Consider the following 20,478-nt stretch of genomic DNA (forward strand, 5'->3'; position numbering starts at 1 on the left):
GTTGTCCGCCCGCTTGTGCGACAAGGTAGCGCGGGGCGCACCGGCTGCCAAGGGGCGGGTTAAAGGACTGTGATGGCGAACTGAATTGCGGCTTCGGTCTGGTCGAAATCCGCTTGGGTCAGCGCAAGTGACGGATAGAGTTTCGTGGGGCTCTTGAAGATACCATTGGCCCGCAGAGCCGCATTGTAGCGGGTGTTTATGGCGTGATCTGCCGCTTGGGTGTCGCGGTAGCTGCGTACGTCGCGGTCGGTGAACACGATGTCAAAGAGGGTCGGGTCACCCACCACGCGGTGCGGGATGCCCGCAGAGGTCAGGGCACCCGACTGCATATCCATCAGGCGCTGGCCATGGCTGCGCAGCCGGTCGTAAGCCCCTCGCCTCCGCAACACCTCCATCGTCTTGAGCCCGGCGGCGGCAGCGACCGGGTTGCCCGACAGTGTGCCAAGCTGCATCAGCCAGCCTTCGGCACCCACTTTGGATTTGTCGAAATGGGCCATGATGTCGGCGCTGGCGACAGTGGCCGCCAAGGGGAAGCCGCCCCCGATGATCTTGCCCAGTGTGGCGATGTCAGGCGTCACGCCATAAAGCTCCTGCGCGCCGCCATAGGCAAAGCGGAAGCCGGTCACGATTTCGTCGAAAACCAGCAACACCCCGCGCCGGGTGCATTCGTCGCGCAGCGCTTGCAGGTAGCCGGGTACGGGCGGGATGACACGTTGCAGCGGCTCGACGATGATGGCGGCCACTTGCCCGGCATATTCATCAAGCAAGCTGCGCATGTATTCAATGTCGTTGAAGGGCGCGATCAGCATCTCGTCGGCGACGGCGCGCGGGATGCCCGCGCTGTCGGGTTGCGCCTGCGGGAAGTTTGCGCGCTGGCTGGGCGCAAGGCTCATCTGTGCCTCGGCGCTCATCCCGTGATAGCCGCCTTCGCATTTGATGATCTTGGTTTTGGCTGTATAGGCGCGCGCCAGCCGCATGGCGTACATGTCCGCCTCTCCGCCCGAGGAGACAAAGCGGACTTGTTCGGCGCAGGGCACCGCCTCCACAATCGCCTCGGCCAGCGCGATGCCCGGGGCGTTGTTGGCAAAAAAGGTCATGCCGCGGGGGAGCTGTTCCAGCACCGCCTCCAGCACCTCCGGGTGGCCGTGGCCCAAGAGCATCGGCCCCGAGCCGATGAGGTAGTCCACATATTCGGTGCCATCCTCGTCCCAGACGCGGCTGCCGACACCTTTGGCGATGATGATACCGGGGTCAAAATTACCGAAACCACCCGCAGGCAAGACGGCCTTGGCGCGGGCGATCCAGTCGGACTGGCTGTGCGTGATGTTCATCGCGGTGGTCCTTGGACTGGGCGGAGGATGCCTCCGGCGGGAGTATTTTCAAAGAGAAGAAGGGTCAGGTCAGGGTCACGATCGGAGGGCCGAGAATGTCCGCGTCGACGGTGATGCCAAGGCCGGGTCCGTTGGGCGGCGTGATGGTGCCATCTGTGCGCCTCGGCGCGTCCGTCGCAAGGCGCGGGCCGACATAGCCCGACAGATCGCAGGTGTTCAGCAGCAGTTTGGGGTCGGTGCTGGCTGCAAGATGCAGCGCAGCGGCGGTGACGATGTCCGAGCCCCACGTGCATTCAACGCACATGCGTGTGCCCAAATAGGTGCACAGGTCGCGCGCGCGGCGGGTGGCAGTGAGGCCGCCGAATTTCGAAAGTTTCAGGGCTGCGGCATCAAGCGCGCCTTTTTGATGTGCCTCCAGCAGGGTGCCGGTGTCGTGCACCAGTTCGTCCAGTTTCATGGGCAGACCTGTGGCGTGACGCACGCGGGCACAGCCGTCAATCGTGGCGCAGGGTTGCTCCAGCATCACGTCGAGGTCTGCCACGGCACGGCCCACGCGGGTGGCGGTGAGCACATCGGCCCCGCAGTTCCAGTCGCCGTAGACCAGCGGACCCGGCCCCACCGCCGCCCGGACGGCGCGCAGCCGTTCCACATCCGCCTGCCAATCCGCATCTGCGCCCAGTTTGGCCTGAAACTGTGTGATGCCCTGTGCCTGCGCCGCGCGGGCGATGCGCGCCATCTCGTCCGGGGCGATGCAGGTGATGGAGTGATAGAGCGGCAGGCAATCCTGCCGCCGCCCGCCCAGCAGCGCATGAACCGGCAGGCCCGCCGCCTGCCCCATCAGGTCCCACAGCGCGATATCCAGCGCAGATTTGGCGTAGCGGTGATCGACCAGCCACGTATCGGCCTGTGCCATCAGTTGCTCAGGTCCGTGCAGGTCGGCACCGATCAGCACCGGGGCCAGTTCCTCCATCGCAGGCGCCACGCCGCGCGCATAGGCTGGCAGGTAATGCGGGATCGGGCAAACCTCGCCCCAGCCGCTGAGGCCACTGTCCGTGTCGATCCGCAACACAGCCGTTTCCACCGTGTCGCAGGTTTTGCCGTCCGCCATATAGTACGTTGCGTGGCTGGTCAGCGGCACCAGCCAGAGGGTGAGGCCCGTGATCCTCATGGGTAGATCGCCACCGGGTCACCCAGCGCACCTTGATCCGGGTGCACGCCGAGGCCCGGAGTTTCTGGCAGGTGTAGGTGGCCATCTGTGTTGTGGGGCCCCCGCCCTCCGGCGATCTCAGCGGTGATCATGTCCTGACAGGCCCAGACGGCCAAACGGTGCGGGTCGGGTATCGTTGCCGCCAGATGCAGCGCCTCAGCGTCGGCCAGCACCGATCCACCGGTGGCCATCACGAACATGTCGATCCCATGCGCCAGCGCCACGTCCCGTATCCGCGCCGCTTTTGTCAGCCCGCCCACCCGGTTGAGCTTGATCCCGAACACCTCGGCCAACCCGTCGCGGGCAATGCGGCAGGCGTCCCGCAGGGTGACAAGCGTTTCGTCAACACTGACAGGTACGCTGTGCAGGAGCCGTATCGCGGCGATGTCATCGAGCGACTCGCAGGGTTGTTCGAACATCACGCCGAGATCGTCTGTGGCGCGCATCACCCGCAGCGCCTGTTGCCGTGTCCAGCCGCGATTGACGTCATAGAGGATTATCTCGCCCGGCAGTTTTGTCGCCTCCACATCGCGGATGCGGGCAATGTCGTGGTCGACATCGCCGCCGATCTTGACCGAATGCGCCACGTAGCCGCGGTCGCGGTAGCGTGCCATGACGCTGCGCGTCTCTTCAGCCGTCTTGGCCCCCACCGACGACGCGATGCGCGCAGGCGTGCGTGACCCTCCGCCCATGAGGTCCGCAATGGGCAGGCCCGCCGTCTGCCCCGCGATATCCCAGCACGCCATGTCGATCGGGGATTTGGCGTAGAGGTGGCCCGGCAAGGCGAGGTCCATGACACGCTCGACCTCCAGCACCCGGCGTGGATCGAGGCCGAGCACGAACGGCGCCATTGTCTCGATCCCGGCGCGAATACCCGGCCCGTGGGCTGGCACATAGGTGTGCCCCCATGGCGTCCCCTCACCCCAACCGGTGATCCCGGCATCCGTTTCGACCTTGACCAGCGTTGCATCAAGACAGTCGAATTTGAGCCGCCCGCCGGAAAGCCAGTAGGGATGTTCCGACGGCAGATCGCATTGATAGACGGTGAGGCCGGTGATTTTCATGGCGCGGCCCTGCGAGAGGGGCCGACTGTCACATCACGCGACCGGTGCGCCATTCCACGGGTTTGCCGGTGGCCAGCCGGAAAATCGTGTGCACTGTCGACATCCAAAACGCCACCGACACAATCAGCCAAAAGGTCAAAAACAGGGTCGCCGTACCGGTCATCGTGAGTTTCAGAACGGCGAGACACGCAACGCTCCAAGCGACCAGCCAGATGATCAGAAATATCAGCGCGATGAACCGTTGCCACGTCATCGGGCGCCGGGTGGCGTCGTGCATGTCGCCCGGATCCGGGCGAGGCGGCATCAGACCGCCATCCGAGGATCGCAACCGGTACCGCCCCATCATGCTCATCCGCCCAAGCGCAAATGCGCCCATAACGACGGCAAGATATAACAGGGTTTGGATCACCGGCATTCCTTCTGAGGTGGTTTGTGTTCACAAAGATGGGGTGTGTCGCGGCTAAATGCATCGGCATCACAGGACTAAACGGTATACTGTTGCATACATACACCATCGCACGTCATCCCACAGACATCACGGGATGACCGCGATGTTGCCCACATGCGCCTTGTCAATAAAGGCTTGCTGCGCGGCGCGCAGGTCCGACAACGGGTATGTGGCGGCCAGAAGCGGTTTGATCTCGCCTGCCTCGATGTAGCCCACAAGGTCGCGGAACACCTGTGGCGGCACAACGGTCGAGCCGGTGAAGGTCAGGTCCCGCAGATAGAACGTGCGCAGGTCCAGTTCGACCAGCGGGCCTGCAATGGCACCCGAACAGGTGTACCGCCCGCCACGCGCAAGCACGTCGACCACTGCGCCAAAGTAAGGCCCGCCGACAATGTCGGCGACAACCGTGACCGTGTCGCGACCAATGGCGGCCTTCAACGCTTTGGCCAACTGCTCTGGCGCGCGTGGGAGCAGCGCGTCCGCGCCGAGGTCGGACATCTGTGCGTGCTTGGCCTCGGACGCGAGGCCAACGACGGTCGCACCGCGCCGTTTTGCCAACTGGATCAGGGCCGAGCCGACGCCGCCCGACGCACCCGTGACCAGAACGACGTCCTCCGCGCCCACTTGGGCGCGGTTCAGCATCCCCTCGGCCGTTGTGTAAGAGCATGAGAACGTGGCCAGTTCTGCATCGCTGAGGTCGCTGTTCACGGCCATGACGTTGTGCCGGTCCGCCGTGGCAAATTGCGCAAAGCCGCCGTCCCTTTCGCTGCCGAAATAGCCAGTCTTGTCATGGTTGTCGGGGTCGGACCAGTCGCGTTGCCAGCAATCCAGCATCACGCGCTTGCCCATCAGGCCCGGGTCGGCATTTGACCCCAAGCCCACCACCGTGCCCACCGCATCCGCACCCTGAATGCGCGGAAAGCGGATGGGCGCGCCGCCCCACGACGGGTCCTCTCCGTCCACCTCGTCATAGCCGCCGCCGGTGGTCGCATCCGTCACCGCCTTGGAATACCAGCCCGAGCGGGTGTTCACGTCCGTGTTGTTCAGCCCGCACGCGCCCACCCGGATCAGCACATCGTCTGCGCCCATCTTGGGCATGGGCCAGTCCTCATGAAAGCGGATGGCGTCCATACCCCCGTGTTCGTGCAGGACAAAGGCATTCATGGTGGTGGGCAGGGTCATTTCGCAGGCTCCTTGATGGCGTCGGTGCGGGGCAAGGCGCTGTCCGGATCATAGGCCGGTGCGCCCAGCACCCGCGCGGACCGTGGGCTGCCCGCGATGACAACGTCAAGCGACGTTCCGGGGACAGCGGCGGCGGGTTTGAGGTAGGCAAAAGCCAAGATCTTGCCCACCGTCGGGCCATAGGCCACCGACGCGGTGGAGCCGACCACAGCACCGTTGTGCAGCACCGCCTCACCACCGTGTCCGTCATGGACGCCGTCCGGCTCAATTCCGATATAGGCGCAGACCCACGACATGTCGGCGCTGTTGAATGTCTTATCTTTGCCGAGGAAGTCCTTGTCCTTGCTGGCAAATCGCAGAACGTCGGCTTCGGCCAGCGTAACCTCGTTGGTCAGCTCGCTCGCACCTTTGAACCCCTTTTCCATGCGCATCGCGTTCATAGCGAATGACCCATAGTCGGCAATCCCGTGCGCTGTGCCGGCGTCCCAAAGCGCGTCATAGACCTGCAAGGCGTGGTCGGCAGGCATGTGCAGTTCCCAACCCAATTCGCCCGCGTAGGACAGGCGCATGACCCAGACGGGCGCCCCCGCCACGGTGATCTGCTGAGCAGACAGCCAGCGAAACGCTGCGTTGTCGAGCCGCGCATTCGTGCAGGCTGCCAGCACGTCCCGTGCCCGTGGTCCATTTAGGGTCAGCGCCGCCCAATCCATGGAAAGGCATTCGATCTCAATATCTTCTCCCGCGTTATGCATGTTGAGATGGTCCAACAGGCGCTGTTCGAAAAACGCAGCGCAAACGAGGTAAAAGCTGTCATCCGCCAGCTTGACGACCGTTGCCTCCAACTCGATCCGACCGCGACGGTTCAGCATATGTGTCAACGCGATGCCACCGACCTGTTGCGGCAGGCGGTTGGCGCAAAGCCGGTCGAGCAAAGGTGCGGCACCCGGCCCGGACAGCAGAACCTTGGTAAAGGCAGAGATATCCATGATTCCAACAGCTTGCCGTACGGTCTTCACTTCCTCCGCCACGATGTCATGCACCCCGGTCCGGCCAAAGCCATATTGATCGACGGGCACCACGGCACCTGGCGCAAACCAGCGGGGGCGCTCAAAACCATAGACCTCTTCGAACACCGCACCTTTCGCCTTGAGCCGATCATAAAGCGGTGACGGTTTTATCGGTCGCCCCGCCAGCCGGTTGAAATGCGGAAACGGGATCTCGTGGCGCAGACAGTAATCCTCGCGCGCCTTCACCACCTGCCAATCCTTGGTGGCATAGGCCCCAAACCGGCGCGGATCGTATTCGCGCATGGAAATGTCCGCAGCACCATGCACCATCCAGCGCGCCAGTTCGCGCGTCAGACCCGGCCCCCAGCCAATCCCGATCTGCGTGCCGCAACAACACCAGTAGTTGCGCACGCCGGGTGCCGGGCCAATCAGTGGATTGCCGTCAGGCGGGTGCGAAATGGCCCCGTGCACCGCCCGCGTGATGCCGCGATCCGCCAGCACCGGCATCCGGTTCAACGATTCCTCCAGCCACGGCATGACACGGTCGTAGTCGGCATCGAACAACTCGTTCTCCGCGTCCCATGGGCAATGATCTTCCCAGACCGTGTTGGAGTTTTCTTTCTCGTAGATACCGATCAGGCCGCGCGTTTGCTCCATCCGGATGTAGCCTGACACCTTCTTGTCATCGCGGATCACCGGCAGTTCGCGGTCGAGCGTGGCAAATTCCGGCACCGGTTCGGTCACAAAGTAATGGTGCGTCATTGACGTCATCGGCAGTTGCAGCCCTGACCATTCGCCCATCTGCCGGGCATAGGTTCCGCCCGCATTCACCACATGCTCGCAAGTGATTGTTCCCCGTTCTGTCTCAACCGCCCAATCGTCGCCCACGCGCGTGATGTTTGTGGCGCAGCACCGCCGCACGATCCTGACCCCCAGCGCCCGCGCCCCCGCCGCCATCGCCATGGTGACATTCGTGGGGTCCACATGGCCATCATCCGGCGTGTGCAGCGCGCCCAAAACGCCGTCGAGATTGTAGAATGGATGCAGCGAGGAGACCCGGGACGGGTCGACGAGCGCGATGTTGAACCCCAGCGCGCGACCCACCGACAGCGTATGGCGCAGCCAGTCCATCTCGTCTTCCGTATACGCCAGCCGGAACGACCCGCAGCCGTGCCATGTGACCGCCTGCCCCGTCTCCGCCTCAAGCGCGCCGGAATAGAGACCGATGTTGTAGTCCACACATTTGCCCAAACCAAAGCTGGACGTGGAATGGGTGATCTGCCCCGCCGCGTGCCATGTGGAACCGGATGTCAGTTCCGCCTTTTCCAGCAGCACCACATCCGTCCACCCCTCATGCGCGAGGTGATAGGCCAGCCCCACCCCCATAATCCCACCACCCACGATGACGACACGGGCCTGAGAGGGCAAAGCCATGATGCGAATCCTTCCGGGAGCAGACGATTTTGACTTGGCAGGCTAGTGACACAAATGTACCGTCGTCAATCATGAATGACACAAACATGCCATCGACCGTGCTCGACCGTCTCTCCGGCGCTTTGGACGCGCTGTCGCCACAGGCGCGCAAGGCCGCCACTTACGTGCTGGAAAATCCCGCTGACGTGGGCGTCAGCACCGTGCGCGAAATTGCCCAAGCCGCGCAGGTCACGCCCAACACGGTGATGCGCATGGCCCGCGCTGCGGGCTTTGACGGCTATGACGATTTCCGCGCGCCGTTCCGCGCGGCGATCCGCAGCGGTGCCGCCAGCTTTCCAGACCGCGCGCGGTGGTTACAGGACGTGGCGGGTGCCGGTGCTTTGGGTGGGCTATACGCCGACATGATCACGAGCGCTTTGCAAAATATCGAAGAGACCTTTGCAAACATCACTGAACCGCAATTGACCGCCGCAGCCAAGGCGATCTGGGCCGCGCGGCGGGTGTTTACCCTTGGCGTCGGTGTGAACAACTCCAACGCCCGCAACTTCACCTACCTCGCCTCCACGGGCATGGTCGATTTCCACGCCATCCCGCGCCCCGGCTCTTCGCCGATTGACGATCTGGCCTGGGCCGACGGGCGCGACGTGCTCATCGCCATCACCTGCAAGCCGTACCGCACCGAAGTGGTCGAGGCGGTGCATCTGGCCCGCGAACAGGGCATGACCATCATCGCACTGTCCGACAGTCCCGCCTCGCCCATCATCCGGGCCAGTGACCACGGCTTTGTTCTGGCTGCCGACACGCCGCAGTTTTTCCCCAGCAGCGTCAGCACCATCGCCCTGCTCGAAACCCTGCTCAGCTTTGTCATCGCGGTGGCCTCGCCCGAGATCGTGGAACGTGTCGAGACGTTCCATGCCCGCCGTCATCGCTTGGGCATCTACGAGGAGCCGCAATCGTGACCACCCGTTCGCTGGCTGCGCGCTACTACACCGATCCTGCGGTGTTCGAAGTGGAAAAGGCAGGCCTTCTGGCCCGCACCTGGCAATTTGCCTGCCACGCCAGTGACATCCCGAACCCGGGCGATTACACAACCTTTGACATGGCGGGTGAGGGCCTGTTTTGCATCCGGGGCCGCGACGGCATCATCCGCACGTTCTACAATGTTTGCCAACACCGCGCACATCAGTTGGTCCAAGGCTCGGGCACCACGCGCGTCGTCGTCTGCCCCTACCACGCTTGGACCTATGAGTTGACGGGACAGCTGCGCGCCGGGCCAAACATTGCCGCCGTCGAAGGGTTCGACACATCCGACATCTGCCTGACGCAAGTCAGCACCGAAGATTTCCTTGGCTTTGTCTTCGTCAACCTCGACCCCGACGCCGCACCGATGGAGGACTGGTTCCCAAACGCGCGTTCGGAACTGTCGGAATGGGTGCCGCATCACGCTCAGTTCAAACCGCTGGAGTGGGTAGAGATCCCGGAACGCTGCAACTGGAAAGTCTCGGTCGAAAACTACTCCGAATGCTACCATTGCAGCCTGAACCACCCCACTTTTGCCACTGGCGTGGTCAAGCCCGAAACCTACGACATCCAGCCGCAAGGCTATTGCCTGCGCCACACGACCGAATGTCAGAATCTGGATGCGATGACTTATGACATCGACAGCGGCTATGCCCACAGCGATGAATATTCCAGTTGGTTCCTGTGGCCGATGTTCTCGTTTCAGGTCTATCCGGGAAACATGCTGAACACCTACCACTGGCGCGCGGTCAGTGCGTCGGAGGTGGTGGTGTGGCGCGGCTGGTACAGCGTGGGCGGCGCGGATGACGCAGCGGTGCGGCGGCTGGCGCAACAAGACCGCGCCACCACTGTGGAGGAAGACATCCACCTCGTCGAGAGTGTCCAACGCGGTCTGCGCTCGCGCGGGTATGTGCCCGGCCCGCTGGTGGTGGACCCAGGCTGCGGCGTAAACTCCGAACATTCGATCTTGCATTTGCAGCGCTGGATGCGCGAGGCCGTGGACACGGCCAACCCGGCCCCCAGCCAAAGGACACTGACATGAGCCTCTTTGACGAAGACCTGTTCCAACAGGGCCTGACCCAGCGCAAAGGCACACTGGGCGATGCCTATGTGCAGAAAAACCTCGACGCGTCAGATGATTTCAACCGCCCTTTCCAAGAGGCGATGACCGCTTGGTGCTGGGGCTTTGGCTGGGGCGACACGGCGATTGACGCCAAGACGCGCAGCCTGATGAACCTCGCCATGATCGGCGCATTGGGCAAAATGCAAGAGTGGGAACTGCACTGCAACGGTGCGATCAACAATGGCTGTTCGGTCGAGGAAATCCGCGCGGCGGTCCATATGGTCGCGATCTATTGCGGCGTGCCGCAAGGGCTGGAGTGCTTTCGCGCCGCGCGCAAAGTGCTGACCGAGCGCGGCCTGTTGTGATTCTGGGACGCGGGCCCGATAGACCGCCCGCTTAAACAAAATGTCGCATCGCATGAGGCGGCCTTTCCATTTGCTGCGTGGTGCGAAACGTAGAAAAATCGCTTCGGAGAGAGCCGCAACCAATTGTATTTCATTGGCAATTCCGCAAAAGAGCGGTGCAGATCGTGGCGTACTGGACCGTATCGCACCGGGTTTATTGCGAACCCCTGTCAGACCAACGCCTTATTTCTTTCTCTCTCGCATTGCGTATGATCCCCGCATCGGGAGGAGGACCGATCAGGGCCCGGGCGCAGGAGGTGCGTCCAGCCGCGCATCGCCTCCAAGACAACATGCGCAGATCGACAAGCGGAGGAACCTCATGTCCGACACAAAAACCTATGCGCCCAGCGCGGCCTTTGCAGACGGCTCACATGTGAACGCCGCCACATATGATGAAATGTACGCCGCGTCGATTGCGGACCCGGATGCGTTTTGGGCCGAGCATGGCAAGCGTGTGGACTGGATGACGCCGTTCACCCAAGTGCGTGACGTGTCTTACGAGTTCGGCAATGTGTCGATCAACTGGTATGCCGACGGGACATTGAACGTGGCCGCCAACTGCATTGACCGGCATCTGGACACGCGCGGCGATCAAACCGCGATCATCTGGGAACCCGATGATCCGGCCGATGACGCCCAACACATCACCTACCGCCAACTGCACGCCAAGACGTGCAAAATGGCAAATGTTCTCAAAGGCATGGGCGTGCGCAAGGGCGACCGCGTCGTGATTTACCTGCCGATGATCCCCGAAGCCGCCTATGCCATGCTGGCCTGCGCGCGCATTGGCGCCATTCACTCCATCGTGTTTGCCGGATTTTCACCGGATGCGCTGGCCGCGCGCGTTTCGGGCTGCGATGCCAAGGTGGTGATCACTGCCGACGGTGCGCCGCGCGGGGGCCGTGTGACCAACCTCAAGGACAACGTGAACCAAGCGTTGATCAACGTGATTGATCCCACCAAATGCCTCGTTGTGCGGCGCACGGGCCAACAGATCGCATGGCGCGCCGGGCAGGATTTCTGGCTGCACGAAGAGGCGGCCAACGTCTCTGCCGATTGCCCGCCCGAAGAGATGAACGCCGAAGACCCGCTGTTTATTCTCTATACCTCGGGCTCAACGGGGCAGCCCAAAGGTGTGGTGCACACCACTGGCGGCTACCTAGTCTATGCGGCGCTCACGCACGAGATCACCTTCGATTATCACGACGGGGACATCTATTGGTGCACGGCGGACGTGGGCTGGGTCACCGGTCACAGCTATATCGTCTACGGCCCGCTCGCCAATGGCGCGACCACGTTGATGTTCGAAGGTGTGCCGACCTATCCCGACGCCTCTCGTTTCTGGCAGGTCTGCGAAAAACACAAAGTGGCACAGTTCTACACTGCGCCGACCGCGATCCGCGCATTGATGGCGCATGGCAATGACCCTGTGGCGCAGGCCGATCTGTCATCTCTGAAATTGCTGGGCACCGTGGGTGAGCCGATCAATCCGGAAGCGTGGAACTGGTACAACGATGTGGTGGGCGGCGGGCGCTGCCCGATCGTGGATACCTGGTGGCAAACCGAGACCGGTGGCCACCTGATGACCCCCCTGCCCGGTGCCCACGCCACCAAACCGGGTGCCGCGATGAAGCCGTTTTTTGGCATCAAGCCTCTTGTGCTGGAACCCACCACGGCTGAGATCATCGAAGGCAATGGCGTCGAGGGCGTGCTGGTCATCGCGGACAGCTGGCCCGGCCAGATGCGCACGGTCTGGGGCGATCACGAGCGGTTCGAACAGACATATTTTTCCGACTACAAGGGTTACTACTTTACCGGCGACGGCTGCCGCAGGGATGCGGATGGCGACTACTGGATTACGGGCCGCGTCGATGACGTCATCAACGTGTCCGGGCACCGCATGGGCACCGCCGAGGTGGAAAGCGCGTTGGTCGCGCATGGCAAAGTGGCAGAGGCCGCTGTGGTCGGCTATCCCCACGACATCAAGGGGCAAGGCATTTATTGCTATGTCACGCTGATGAATGGCGAAGAGCCAAGCGATGAGCTGCGCAAAGAGCTGCGCACATGGGTGCGGACCGAAATTGGCCCCATCGCGTCACCTGACCTGATCCAGTGGGCCCCGGGTCTGCCCAAGACCCGGTCGGGCAAGATCATGCGCCGCATCCTGCGCAAGATCGCCGAGGATGACTTTGGCGCGCTCGGCGATACCTCGACGCTGGCCGATCCGTCGGTGGTCGATGACCTGATCGAGAACCGCATGAACCGGCAGGACGCCTGATGGACGGTGTACAGTCCGCAACCAGTTGCCCGGTCTTTATTTTGCTCGGCCCGCCCGGGGCCGGGAAAGGCACGCAGGCGCGAATGCTCGAAGAGCGCTTTGGCTATGTGCAGCTGTCCACCGGTGATCTGCTGCGCGCCGCCGTCGCCGCGGGCACCGAGGCGGGCAATGCAGCGGACGCGGTGATGAAAGCGGGCGGGCTGGTCAGCGATGACATCGTCATCGCGATCCTGCGCGACAGGCTGGCGCAGCCGGATTGCACCAAGGGCGTCATCCTTGATGGCTTTCCGCGGACGGGTGCGCAGGCCGAGGCGCTGGATACGATGCTGGCCGAAACCGGGCAGCGCATCAATGCCGCGATCAGCCTTGATGTGGACGACGCGGCCATGGTTGACCGTATCGCGGGCCGCTATACCTGCGGCACCTGCGGCGAGGGCTATCACGACAGTTTCAAACGCCCGACCAGCGATGGCATCTGCGACAAATGCGGCGGCACCGACATGACGCGGCGCGCCGATGACACGGTCGAGGCGGTCGCCGCGCGGCTTGAGGCGTATCACGCCCAGACCGCACCGCTGATCAGCTATTATGCGGGTCACGACGTATTGCAACGGGTGGGCGCCATGGGGTCAATCGACGAGATTGCGACCACGCTTGGCAATGTGGTGAAAGCTGCCGCTGCCTGACCGACACTTGCAGAACGCGCCATGTGATTAACGGATCGCGCCACCCCTCTGGTCTCGGCGCGGCCCAGCCTGCACATTGGCGCGATGCGCAAGGACCCTCATATCCGCTACAAAGTGGCCCGCACCGTGGAACAGCTCTGCGGTTTTCTCGGCATCGAAGTGGGCCAGATGTTGCAGCGCATGGGCCGCCCGCCAGATTTTTTTGAAACCGACATGCGCGGCGTGACGCCAATCGAGTATTTGGAAGGCTGGACCGCCATGATCGACGTGTCGGGCCGCACCGACGCCCCGCTGCTACTGGGGCAGGCCTATGCGCGCGGTCCGTTCAATTCCGCCTTTTTCGCCTTTACCTGTAGTCCGACCGTGGCCGTGGGGCTGGAGCGTCTGGCGCTCTTCAAGCCGCTCACCGGTCCGCTTTCTTTGGACCTGCACCGCACTGACACAGGCGGTTTGCGCGTTGAAAAATCCTCCAACCTCCCCGGCCTGCCGCTGCCTGCGAGTTTTGCCGCGACAGAACTGGTGTTCCTGATGGAGGCGATCCGCATCTGCACGGGCCAGTCCGCCACAGCCGAGGCGGCCACACTGGCGGAACCCGTGACCTGTCACGCGGAGATCGAGGCATTTATCGGCTGTCCCATCACCAGTGGGCAGACCAACAGCATCACCCTGCCCCGCGCCGTCACGGACCGCCGCCTGCTGTCGTCGAACGCGGATCAATGGGCACAGCTGGAGCCGAGCTTTCGCCGCCAGATCAATTTGCAACGCGAAGGACAGGCCGTCACGGCCCGTTTGCGCACCGCCCTGACCGAGATGCTGCCTGCCGGAGAGGCGCACGTAAATGACGCCGCGCGCCGCCTGCATCTGAGCGCGCGCAGCCTGCAACGCCACCTCAAGAACGAAGGCACGACCTTTCAGGTGGAACTGAACGCGATGCGCGAGGCGCTGGCCCGGCAATACCTGACCTCGACCGACCTCAACGTGGCCGAGATCAGCGTTTTGCTGGCCTATCGCGATCCCAATTCATTTTACCGTGCCTTTCAAAGCTGGACGGGTCAGACGCCCGGCACAGTGCGCGCGCCTGTCGCCTAAAGCGGCGGCACCTCAGCCGTGACGTCATGGCGATAGACCCAATCCTGACGGCGGTGGATCAGGTCCGGCAGCAGCCGCGCGCCAATCCCCATCGGTCCATAAAACGCAAGACGCCCCAAAGGGGAGGCATGATGGAACATCCGCGCATTCGCAGCCGATCCGCGCTGTATGCGCGCCGTCCGGTCGATGCGCAGGGCATAGTATTGCGCCAATGCGGCCTCGACTGAGCCGCGCGTCGTTACCAAACCGGCAAGGCACCAGGCGTCTTCCAACGCCTGCACCGCGCCTTGCGCCATCGACGGCAACATCGGGTGCGCCGCATCGCCCAGCAGAGTGACACGCCCGTCATGCCAGCGCGGCAGCTTCGTGCGGTCAAACAGCGCCCAGCGGTGCAGGACCTCCGCCTGTCCGATCAGCCGTGTGATGGTGGGATGCCACCCGGCAAAATCCGCGGCGGCTTGGGCAGCTGTACCCGTGCTGCGCCAGCCTTCCTCTGCCGGTGCGGCCTGTTCGACCATACCGACGAAGTTGGCCAGTTTTCCGGCCCGCAGACGCGTGGTCACGGCGTGCCGTCCCTGCCCAACCCAGACGCAAGCCGTTGGGGGGGGCGCATCGGTTCCAAGGGCTTCCACAGGCACAACCGCCCGCCACGCGACGTTGCCGGTGTAGCGCAGTGCGTCCGGGCCCAGCATCTGCCGCCGCACAACCGAATGCAGCCCGTCCGCGCCGATCACCAGATCACTGCGCACCATCTCGCCGCTGTCCAGATGGACCGTGCCGTCAGGTGTGTAGGCGCGGGCCACCACGCCGGTCCGCACCGCACCGGGGGCCAGTTGGTCAAGCCGGGCGTTAAGCGCCGTCACCAGATCGGCGCGGTGCACGTGCATATACGGCGCCCCCCAGCGGTTCTGTGCATAGCCGCGCATCGGCAGGCGGAACACCCGCCGCCCAGTCTGTCCGATCCGCATTTCAATCGCATCCGGTTCAAAGGCCGTATCGGCAAGCAGCGGCGCCACGCCCATCGCGACCAGAACGCGCCAGCCATTGGGCGAGATTTGCAGGCCTGCACCCACTTCGGTCAGCGCCGGGGCCTGTTCCAGCACCGACACCGCGCACCCGCGCAGCGCACAGGCAATGCCCGCACCAAGACCACCGATTCCGCCACCGACGATGGTAACCTTCATGTGATGGCCCCCTGCGCGCGGAGCGCGGCAATCGCCGCAGCATCGTGGCCCAGTTCCGCGAGGATTGCGTCAGTGCTGCCGCCCGGTGCCTGCGGTGCATGGGGCACACCAGCGGGCGTGCGGGAAAACCGTGGGGCGGTGCCCGATTGCAGCACATCCGCCCGTCGCACATAAGTCGCGCGCGTGGCCAGATGCGGATGTGCCGCGGCTTCTGCCACACTCAGAACCGGTGCCACGCAGGCGTCTGTCCCCTCGAATTGCTCGGCCCAGTCATCGCGCGTGCGCGTGGCGAAAATCGCCTCGAACCGTGCATGGGTGGCGGGCCAATGGGCCTGATCGTTCTGATCGGGCATGTCCTGCGGCGACAGGTCCAGACCTGCGAGCAGCGCGGCATAGAACTGCGGTTCAAGCGCGCCTACGGCCACGTGGCGCCCGTCGGCACAGGTATAGCAGCGATAGAATGGCGCGCCGCCGTCCAGCCAGTTGGCGTGGCGCGCTGCGCCCCACGCACCCTTGGCCATCATTCCGTGCAGCAGGCCCATCATGGCGGGCACTCCGTCGACCATCGCTGCATCCACCACCTGCCCCTTGCCCGTGATCCCCCGTTCGACCAGCGCCGACAGGACCCCGAACAGCAGGAACATCGTTCCGGCCCCGTAATCCGCCACAAGGTTCAGCGGCGGCGCAGGGGGCCTGTCGGCGGGACCCATCAGGCTCAGCGCGCCGGAAACGGCGAGATAGGTCAGGTCATGCCCTGCCCGCTGTGCCAGCGGGCCGTCCTGCCCCCAGCCGGTGATCCGCCCATAGATCAGACTGTCAGGGCAATCCGTGGGGCCAAGGCCCAACCGCTCCATCACGCCGGGGCGGAAGCCTTCGATCAGGATGTCCGCGTCGTCAAGCATCGCGCGGGCCACGGCGCGGCCCGCGTCGGATTTGAGGTTGAGCGCGATGGAGTGCTTGCCCCGCCGGTTCACATCTGTCGCGTCGGCGCGCCCGCTGGCGCGGTCAATGACGCGGACCTGCGCGCCCAGATCGGCCAGCAATTGCCCAGCCAGCGGTGCCGGGCCAAGGCCCGAAAATTCAACGACTTTCAGTGATGCAAGTGGCCCGGACATCCACATCTTCCCCCGTGCTGTCCGACGATAGGACACGACCCCGCCAGCGGGTGCAAGGGACGGCAAAGAGCCACCGTCACTCGGCTGGAGAAAAACCCGATATCAGCTGTTTCAGACCGATACCCGCGCCCAGAAAGATCGCCACGAATGCCACCGGTGCGCTAAAGGCCAACGTGGAAAAGGCCGAAATCCCCTGCCCCACGCTGCACCCCACAGCGAGGATCGCGCCCGGCCCCATCAGGGCTGCGCCACCGATCTGGCGGCGCAGTTCACGCGGGTCTTCGCAGGCCTCCCAGCGGAAATGACCTTTGGAATAGGAGCCGAGAGCCGCGCCGATCATCACCCCCACGACAGAGCCCACGCTGAACGACAACGTGTTGCCGGACGCGGTCATCACGTAAATCAACGTGTCTCCGATGGGCGCGACAAAGCTGTGGGTTTCGATTGGCTCCGGCTCAAACCCGGTGGTTGTCACCCAAAAGGTGCCGATCCAGCCGGACACGATGGCCAATCCGACGACCGCGCCCCAAAAGATATGTTTGGGCGAGCGCCGCATCTCTGCACTGGCGAGGCCGACTGCAATCACGATGGCCCCGACAACGAGGCCCGTCACCACTGGTGCAGCGCCCATGTGAACCTGCAAAAGCTGCCCAAGCCCCTGCGGCGCGGTGGCCCCCAATTCAACCGGGAACAGCCAAACGCGCGCATGTGCAAGCGGGCCCGACATCACGAAATAGGCCGACAGTCCCATGACCATCACGATGACAAAGGACCGCAAATCACCGCCTCCCAGCCGCGCCAGCGCGCCGTAGCCGCAATTGCCGCTCATCGCCATGCCATATCCGAACATCAGCCCGCCGATGATGGTGCCGACCGGGTTCCAAACCCGGTCCAGATAGGCCGATTGACCGCTGTCAAAAAGATCCATGCCCATCGCCAGATGAGTGCCCAGAATGGCCACACCAATGGCAATGGCCCACATGCGCATCCGTCTGTCATCAGAGCCGTACAGGACGTCTTCGATCGCGCCCAACGTGCAAAACCGACCGATCCGCGCAGCCAGCCCGAGGGCGATGCCACCCAAAAGTCCAATCAAAGCAACGGTGTTTGCTTCACCCAGCAGTTCCAGCATATCGGCTTCCTCCCGAAGACCGTTCACTGGCGAGGCGACCGGTCAGTCTTCCCTGCAGAACAGGTCGTAGACCACTTCCATGATTTGCTTGGGCCGGTCATCTGTCAAGCTGTAGTAGATCGCCTTGCCATCGCGGCGCGGCTTGACCAGCCCTTCGAGCCGCAGGCGGGACAGCTGTTGCGACACCGCCGCCTGACGGGCAGACAGCAAATCCTCAAGCTCGGTCACGGATTTTTCGCCTGAGGCCAGATGACACAGAATCATCAACCGCCCTTCATGGCTGATTGCCTTGAGAAAATTGGACGCGGCCTGCGCATTGCGCATCATCTTTTCCATGTCCTCGGCGCACATATTGGCATCGAAAACCGGCAACCGGGACGGCGTGTCCATCGAGGTGTCAGGTTCATGTGTCACGTCAAGCGTCATATCGTTTTAGCCTGTCTTGTCCAAGGGTATGTTGGCCCGCTCAAACATCATTGTGAGCAGCCCCCAGAAAAAGTCTTCGCCCGGATATCCTTCGATCCGGCCCACCTCTGCCCCGTCTTCCACAAGGATGAAGGTCGGCGTGAAATGAACCCGCTGGACAAAGACGACATCCGGTGTTTCGCCATGCAGATCATAGCGTTGCAGCGGCGCGGTCCTGCCCTCTGCAGTCTTGGGATAGATATGCGCGATATCCTCGTTCCACTTGGCACACCAGTAACATCCATCCTCCTCCGCCATCAGCAGGTAGGTGTCCGCCCAGCCGGGCAGCGGCAGACAGGTCAGTGCCGCAAGGGCAAGGGTGCGTAAGGGCTTCACAAAAGTGCTCCGATTGACGCGGTTTCACAATTAATCATAATCTAATTCGTGAATATCTCAAGGCAAGGGACGGCCCAGACATGTTCGATGTCACATTTTTCGGCGCTTTGGTGGCGGGTTTGCTGTCTTTTTTGTCGCCCTGCATTCTGCCCATCGTGCCGTTTTACCTCAGCTACCTTGCAGGCGTTGGCATGAACCAGATTTCAGCCGAGGCCGAGATTTCGCGCGAGGTGCGGATGCGCGCCTTTCTGGCGGCCTGTTGCTTTGCGTTGGGTGTCATCACGGTGTTTATGGGGCTGGGCGCGACCGCCACGGCCTTTGGCCAGATGGTGCGGGAGTATTTCGACATCCTGCGCTGGGTGGCGGCGGCGATCATCATCGCCATGGGGCTGCATTTTCTGGGCCTGATCCGCATCGGGTTTCTTTATCGTCAGTTCCGCGCGGATGCGGGCAACACCTCCAACGTTGGGTTTGTCGGCGCATTTGTCATCGGCCTCGCCTTTGCCTTTGGCTGGACGCCCTGCGTGGGCCCGGTTCTGGCGGCGATCCTGTTCACCGCTGCGGGGCAAGAGACGGCGGGCCAAGGTGCCAGCCTCTTGTTTGTCTACGGGCTGGGCATGACCCTGCCCTTTGTCGCCGCCGCCCTGTTCATCGGTCCGTTCATGCGGTTCATGTCGCGGTTCCGCCGCCATCTGGGACTGGTCGAAAAGATCATGGGCGCGCTTTTGATCCTCTTTGGCGTTCTGATCGCCACCAATTCCATCAACTACATCGCCCAATGGATGCTGGAGCACGTCCCGTGGTTCAGCGCCATCGGCTAATTCGGGAGACCTGCCATGTTCCGCCTCTTTGCTCTTTTGACTGCCCTGACCTTTGCCGTTCACGTGAACGCCGCCGAGCTTGGCGATGACGGCCTGCACAAAGCGCCGTGGATGCGCGATACGTTCAAGGACCTGACCGAAGACCTTGACGAGGCCAATTCAGAGGGCAAGCGCCTGATGATCATGGTCGAGCAGCGCGGCTGCATCTACTGCAAGAAGATGCACGAAGAGGTCTTTATGATCGCCGAGGTTGCGCAGTTCATCGAGGACAACTTCTTTGTCGTGCAAATCAACATGTTCGGTGACGTCGAGGTGACCGATTTCGACGGCACCACCCTGCCCGAGAAAGACATGGTGAAACGCTGGGGTGCCCTGTTCACACCCAGCATCTACTTTTTCCCCGAAGAGGTGGGCGGCGACGTGATGGCGACACAGGCCGCAGTTGCGAACATGCCCGGTGCCTTTGGACGCTGGACGACATTCAACATGCTGAATTGGGTGGTCGAAAAAGGCTACGAAGGCGACGAGCCGTTTCAGAAGTACCACGCCCGCAAGTTCGAAGAGCAAAAAGGCTGAGCCACGTTCTGCACGCGCGAACAATACCTTGCGTGAAATGCTGCAGTTGCGAACAGATATAAAAATTCACTTAGTTGAATTTGATGTTGCGTAATCGCGAATGTGTACATTAGTGTACCTGCCAAGGACCGATAAGAATCGTCCAAGGGAGGGTGCATGAAACACGCATTTGGAATGACAGTCGCCGCAGCTTTGGCTGCATCCGTGGCTGTCGCAGAAGAAGTGAAACCAACCGCTGTATCGTTCGTGGACGGCACGGTCGAACAGTCCTTGACCGGGCAAGCGGGTGATGCGGTCGAAGGGCGCAAGGTCTTTGCCAATCGCAAGCAAGGCAATTGCTTGGCCTGCCATACCAACGCGGATCTGTCCGAAGAAAGCTTTCACGGCGAGGTCGGCCCACCTATGGACGGCGTTGCCGACCGCTGGACCCAAGCAGAATTGCGCGGCATCGTGACGAATTCCAAGATGATGTTCGAAGGCACAATCATGCCCGCCTTCTATGTCGACGCAGGCTATACCCGCCCGCTGGACGACTTTGCAGGGCAAAGCATCCTGACCGCCCAACAGGTCGAAGATGTGGTCGCCTATCTGATGACGCTCAAAGAGCAGTAATTCCCCGAACCCGAGGAGACATGA

20 protein-coding genes are annotated in these 20,478 nt (G+C 62.7%); 9 read left to right on the plus strand and 11 right to left on the minus strand.

Annotation, left to right across the window (positions count from 1 at the left end):
• Positions 1 to 59: 59 nt before the first annotated feature.
• The 6 genes from Q1A85_RS14075 to Q1A85_RS14100 form a co-directional block, all read right to left on the minus strand.
• Positions 60 to 1,331, minus strand: a complete 1,272-nt coding sequence (locus Q1A85_RS14075) for an aminotransferase class III-fold pyridoxal phosphate-dependent enzyme (RefSeq protein WP_299690477.1) — start codon at positions 1,329 to 1,331, stop codon at positions 60 to 62.
• A gap of 64 nt (positions 1,332 to 1,395) precedes the next feature.
• Positions 1,396 to 2,499 (minus strand): mandelate racemase/muconate lactonizing enzyme family protein, encoded by a 1,104-nt coding sequence (locus tag Q1A85_RS14080; protein ID WP_299690480.1) that lies wholly within the window; start codon positions 2,497 to 2,499, stop codon positions 1,396 to 1,398.
• Positions 2,496 to 3,602 carry an enolase C-terminal domain-like protein gene (locus Q1A85_RS14085; protein WP_299690482.1) on the minus strand — a complete coding sequence of 369 codons (1,107 nt, stop codon included), beginning with the start codon at positions 3,600 to 3,602 and terminating at the stop codon, positions 2,496 to 2,498. Before Q1A85_RS14085 ends, Q1A85_RS14080 begins: the two co-directional genes overlap by 4 nt.
• Before the next feature lie 28 nt (positions 3,603 to 3,630).
• Entirely contained in the window at positions 3,631 to 4,011 is a 381-nt protein-coding gene (locus tag Q1A85_RS14090) for a hypothetical protein (protein ID WP_299690486.1), read from the minus strand.
• 126 nt (positions 4,012 to 4,137) lie between these two features.
• The gene (locus Q1A85_RS14095; protein ID WP_299690489.1) at positions 4,138 to 5,232 is read right to left on the minus strand and encodes an alcohol dehydrogenase family protein; all 1,095 of its coding nucleotides are present in this window, start codon (positions 5,230 to 5,232) and stop codon (positions 4,138 to 4,140) included.
• Complete coding sequence (locus Q1A85_RS14100; RefSeq protein ID WP_299690491.1) at positions 5,229 to 7,673, minus strand: FAD-dependent oxidoreductase; 2,445 nt, start codon at positions 7,671 to 7,673, stop codon at positions 5,229 to 5,231. The genes Q1A85_RS14095 and Q1A85_RS14100 overlap by 4 nt, the downstream gene beginning before the upstream one ends.
• A gap of 71 nt (positions 7,674 to 7,744) precedes the next feature.
• Between Q1A85_RS14100 and Q1A85_RS14105 the strand changes: the two genes are divergently transcribed.
• The 6 genes from Q1A85_RS14105 (at position 7,745) to Q1A85_RS14130 (ending at position 14,213) form a co-directional block, all read left to right on the plus strand.
• A complete protein-coding gene (locus Q1A85_RS14105) occupies positions 7,745 to 8,632 on the plus strand; it encodes a MurR/RpiR family transcriptional regulator (protein ID WP_299690493.1) in 888 nt (295 codons plus the stop codon).
• Positions 8,629 to 9,735, plus strand: a complete 1,107-nt coding sequence (locus Q1A85_RS14110) for an aromatic ring-hydroxylating dioxygenase subunit alpha (protein WP_299690495.1) — start codon at positions 8,629 to 8,631, stop codon at positions 9,733 to 9,735. Before Q1A85_RS14105 ends, Q1A85_RS14110 begins: the two co-directional genes overlap by 4 nt.
• Positions 9,732 to 10,121 (plus strand): carboxymuconolactone decarboxylase family protein, encoded by a 390-nt coding sequence (locus Q1A85_RS14115; RefSeq protein ID WP_299690498.1) that lies wholly within the window; start codon positions 9,732 to 9,734, stop codon positions 10,119 to 10,121. Before Q1A85_RS14110 ends, Q1A85_RS14115 begins: the two co-directional genes overlap by 4 nt.
• A gap of 358 nt (positions 10,122 to 10,479) precedes the next feature.
• A complete protein-coding gene (gene acs / locus Q1A85_RS14120) occupies positions 10,480 to 12,438 on the plus strand; it encodes an acetate--CoA ligase (protein WP_299690500.1) in 1,959 nt (652 codons plus the stop codon).
• Complete coding sequence (locus Q1A85_RS14125) at positions 12,438 to 13,124, plus strand: adenylate kinase (protein ID WP_299690502.1); 687 nt, start codon at positions 12,438 to 12,440, stop codon at positions 13,122 to 13,124. Before acs ends, Q1A85_RS14125 begins: the two co-directional genes overlap by 1 nt.
• Before the next feature lie 84 nt (positions 13,125 to 13,208).
• Entirely contained in the window at positions 13,209 to 14,213 is a 1,005-nt protein-coding gene (locus Q1A85_RS14130) for an AraC family transcriptional regulator (protein ID WP_299690505.1), read from the plus strand.
• Here Q1A85_RS14130 and Q1A85_RS14135 read toward each other — a convergent pair.
• The 5 genes from Q1A85_RS14135 to Q1A85_RS14155 all read right to left on the minus strand — a co-directional run bounded on the left by Q1A85_RS14135 (position 14,210) and on the right by Q1A85_RS14155 (position 18,367).
• A complete protein-coding gene (locus tag Q1A85_RS14135) occupies positions 14,210 to 15,397 on the minus strand; it encodes an FAD-dependent monooxygenase (protein WP_299690507.1) in 1,188 nt (395 codons plus the stop codon). The two genes, Q1A85_RS14130 and Q1A85_RS14135, sit on opposite strands and share 4 nt — an antisense overlap.
• A complete protein-coding gene (locus tag Q1A85_RS14140) occupies positions 15,394 to 16,512 on the minus strand; it encodes a CaiB/BaiF CoA-transferase family protein (RefSeq protein WP_299690509.1) in 1,119 nt (372 codons plus the stop codon). Before Q1A85_RS14140 ends, Q1A85_RS14135 begins: the two co-directional genes overlap by 4 nt.
• Positions 16,513 to 16,588: 76 nt before the next feature.
• Positions 16,589 to 17,644 (minus strand): YeeE/YedE family protein, encoded by a 1,056-nt coding sequence (locus Q1A85_RS14145; protein WP_299690512.1) that lies wholly within the window; start codon positions 17,642 to 17,644, stop codon positions 16,589 to 16,591.
• A 42-nt stretch (positions 17,645 to 17,686) separates the two neighbouring features.
• Positions 17,687 to 18,070 carry a metalloregulator ArsR/SmtB family transcription factor gene (locus tag Q1A85_RS14150; protein WP_299690514.1) on the minus strand — a complete coding sequence of 128 codons (384 nt, stop codon included), beginning with the start codon at positions 18,068 to 18,070 and terminating at the stop codon, positions 17,687 to 17,689.
• 6 nt (positions 18,071 to 18,076) lie between these two features.
• Entirely contained in the window at positions 18,077 to 18,367 is a 291-nt protein-coding gene (locus Q1A85_RS14155) for a hypothetical protein (protein ID WP_299691438.1), read from the minus strand.
• A 158-nt stretch (positions 18,368 to 18,525) separates the two neighbouring features.
• On the opposite strand from Q1A85_RS14155, the gene Q1A85_RS14160 reads away from it, so the two are divergent.
• From Q1A85_RS14160 to soxX, 3 genes are all read left to right on the plus strand, one after another.
• The gene (locus Q1A85_RS14160) at positions 18,526 to 19,266 is read left to right on the plus strand and encodes a cytochrome c biogenesis CcdA family protein (protein WP_299690518.1); all 741 of its coding nucleotides are present in this window, start codon (positions 18,526 to 18,528) and stop codon (positions 19,264 to 19,266) included.
• A gap of 15 nt (positions 19,267 to 19,281) precedes the next feature.
• A complete protein-coding gene (locus Q1A85_RS14165) occupies positions 19,282 to 19,842 on the plus strand; it encodes a thioredoxin family protein (RefSeq protein WP_299690521.1) in 561 nt (186 codons plus the stop codon).
• Between the two features lie 156 nt (positions 19,843 to 19,998).
• Positions 19,999 to 20,454, plus strand: coding sequence for a sulfur oxidation c-type cytochrome SoxX (soxX, locus tag Q1A85_RS14170; RefSeq protein ID WP_299690524.1), 456 nt, complete (start codon positions 19,999 to 20,001; stop codon positions 20,452 to 20,454).
• The last annotated feature ends 24 nt before the right edge of the window (positions 20,455 to 20,478 follow it).

Source organism: uncultured Tateyamaria sp. (assembly GCF_947503385.1).
Lineage (GTDB): Bacteria > Pseudomonadota > Alphaproteobacteria > Rhodobacterales > Rhodobacteraceae > Tateyamaria.

Coding starts and splice junctions, on each gene's coding strand:
- Q1A85_RS14075 (WP_299690477.1), bottom strand. CDS start 1,331: ATGAACATCACGCACAGCCAGTCCGACTGGATCGCCCGCGCCAAGGCC.
- Q1A85_RS14165 (WP_299690521.1), top strand. CDS start 19,282: ATGTTCCGCCTCTTTGCTCTTTTGACTGCCCTGACCTTTGCCGTTCAC.
- Q1A85_RS14115 (WP_299690498.1), top strand. CDS start 9,732: ATGAGCCTCTTTGACGAAGACCTGTTCCAACAGGGCCTGACCCAGCGC.
- Q1A85_RS14160 (WP_299690518.1), top strand. CDS start 18,526: ATGTTCGATGTCACATTTTTCGGCGCTTTGGTGGCGGGTTTGCTGTCT.
- soxX (WP_299690524.1), top strand. CDS start 19,999: ATGAAACACGCATTTGGAATGACAGTCGCCGCAGCTTTGGCTGCATCC.
- Q1A85_RS14085 (WP_299690482.1), bottom strand. CDS start 3,602: ATGAAAATCACCGGCCTCACCGTCTATCAATGCGATCTGCCGTCGGAA.
- Q1A85_RS14095 (WP_299690489.1), bottom strand. CDS start 5,232: ATGACCCTGCCCACCACCATGAATGCCTTTGTCCTGCACGAACACGGG.
- Q1A85_RS14150 (WP_299690514.1), bottom strand. CDS start 18,070: ATGACGCTTGACGTGACACATGAACCTGACACCTCGATGGACACGCCG.
- Q1A85_RS14080 (WP_299690480.1), bottom strand. CDS start 2,499: ATGAGGATCACGGGCCTCACCCTCTGGCTGGTGCCGCTGACCAGCCAC.
- Q1A85_RS14140 (WP_299690509.1), bottom strand. CDS start 16,512: ATGTCCGGGCCACTTGCATCACTGAAAGTCGTTGAATTTTCGGGCCTT.
- acs (WP_299690500.1), top strand. CDS start 10,480: ATGTCCGACACAAAAACCTATGCGCCCAGCGCGGCCTTTGCAGACGGC.
- Q1A85_RS14100 (WP_299690491.1), bottom strand. CDS start 7,673: ATGGCTTTGCCCTCTCAGGCCCGTGTCGTCATCGTGGGTGGTGGGATT.
- Q1A85_RS14135 (WP_299690507.1), bottom strand. CDS start 15,397: ATGAAGGTTACCATCGTCGGTGGCGGAATCGGTGGTCTTGGTGCGGGC.
- Q1A85_RS14105 (WP_299690493.1), top strand. CDS start 7,745: ATGAATGACACAAACATGCCATCGACCGTGCTCGACCGTCTCTCCGGC.
- Q1A85_RS14130 (WP_299690505.1), top strand. CDS start 13,209: ATGCGCAAGGACCCTCATATCCGCTACAAAGTGGCCCGCACCGTGGAA.
- Q1A85_RS14145 (WP_299690512.1), bottom strand. CDS start 17,644: ATGCTGGAACTGCTGGGTGAAGCAAACACCGTTGCTTTGATTGGACTT.
- Q1A85_RS14125 (WP_299690502.1), top strand. CDS start 12,438: ATGGACGGTGTACAGTCCGCAACCAGTTGCCCGGTCTTTATTTTGCTC.
- Q1A85_RS14155 (WP_299691438.1), bottom strand. CDS start 18,367: ATGGCGGAGGAGGATGGATGTTACTGGTGTGCCAAGTGGAACGAGGAT.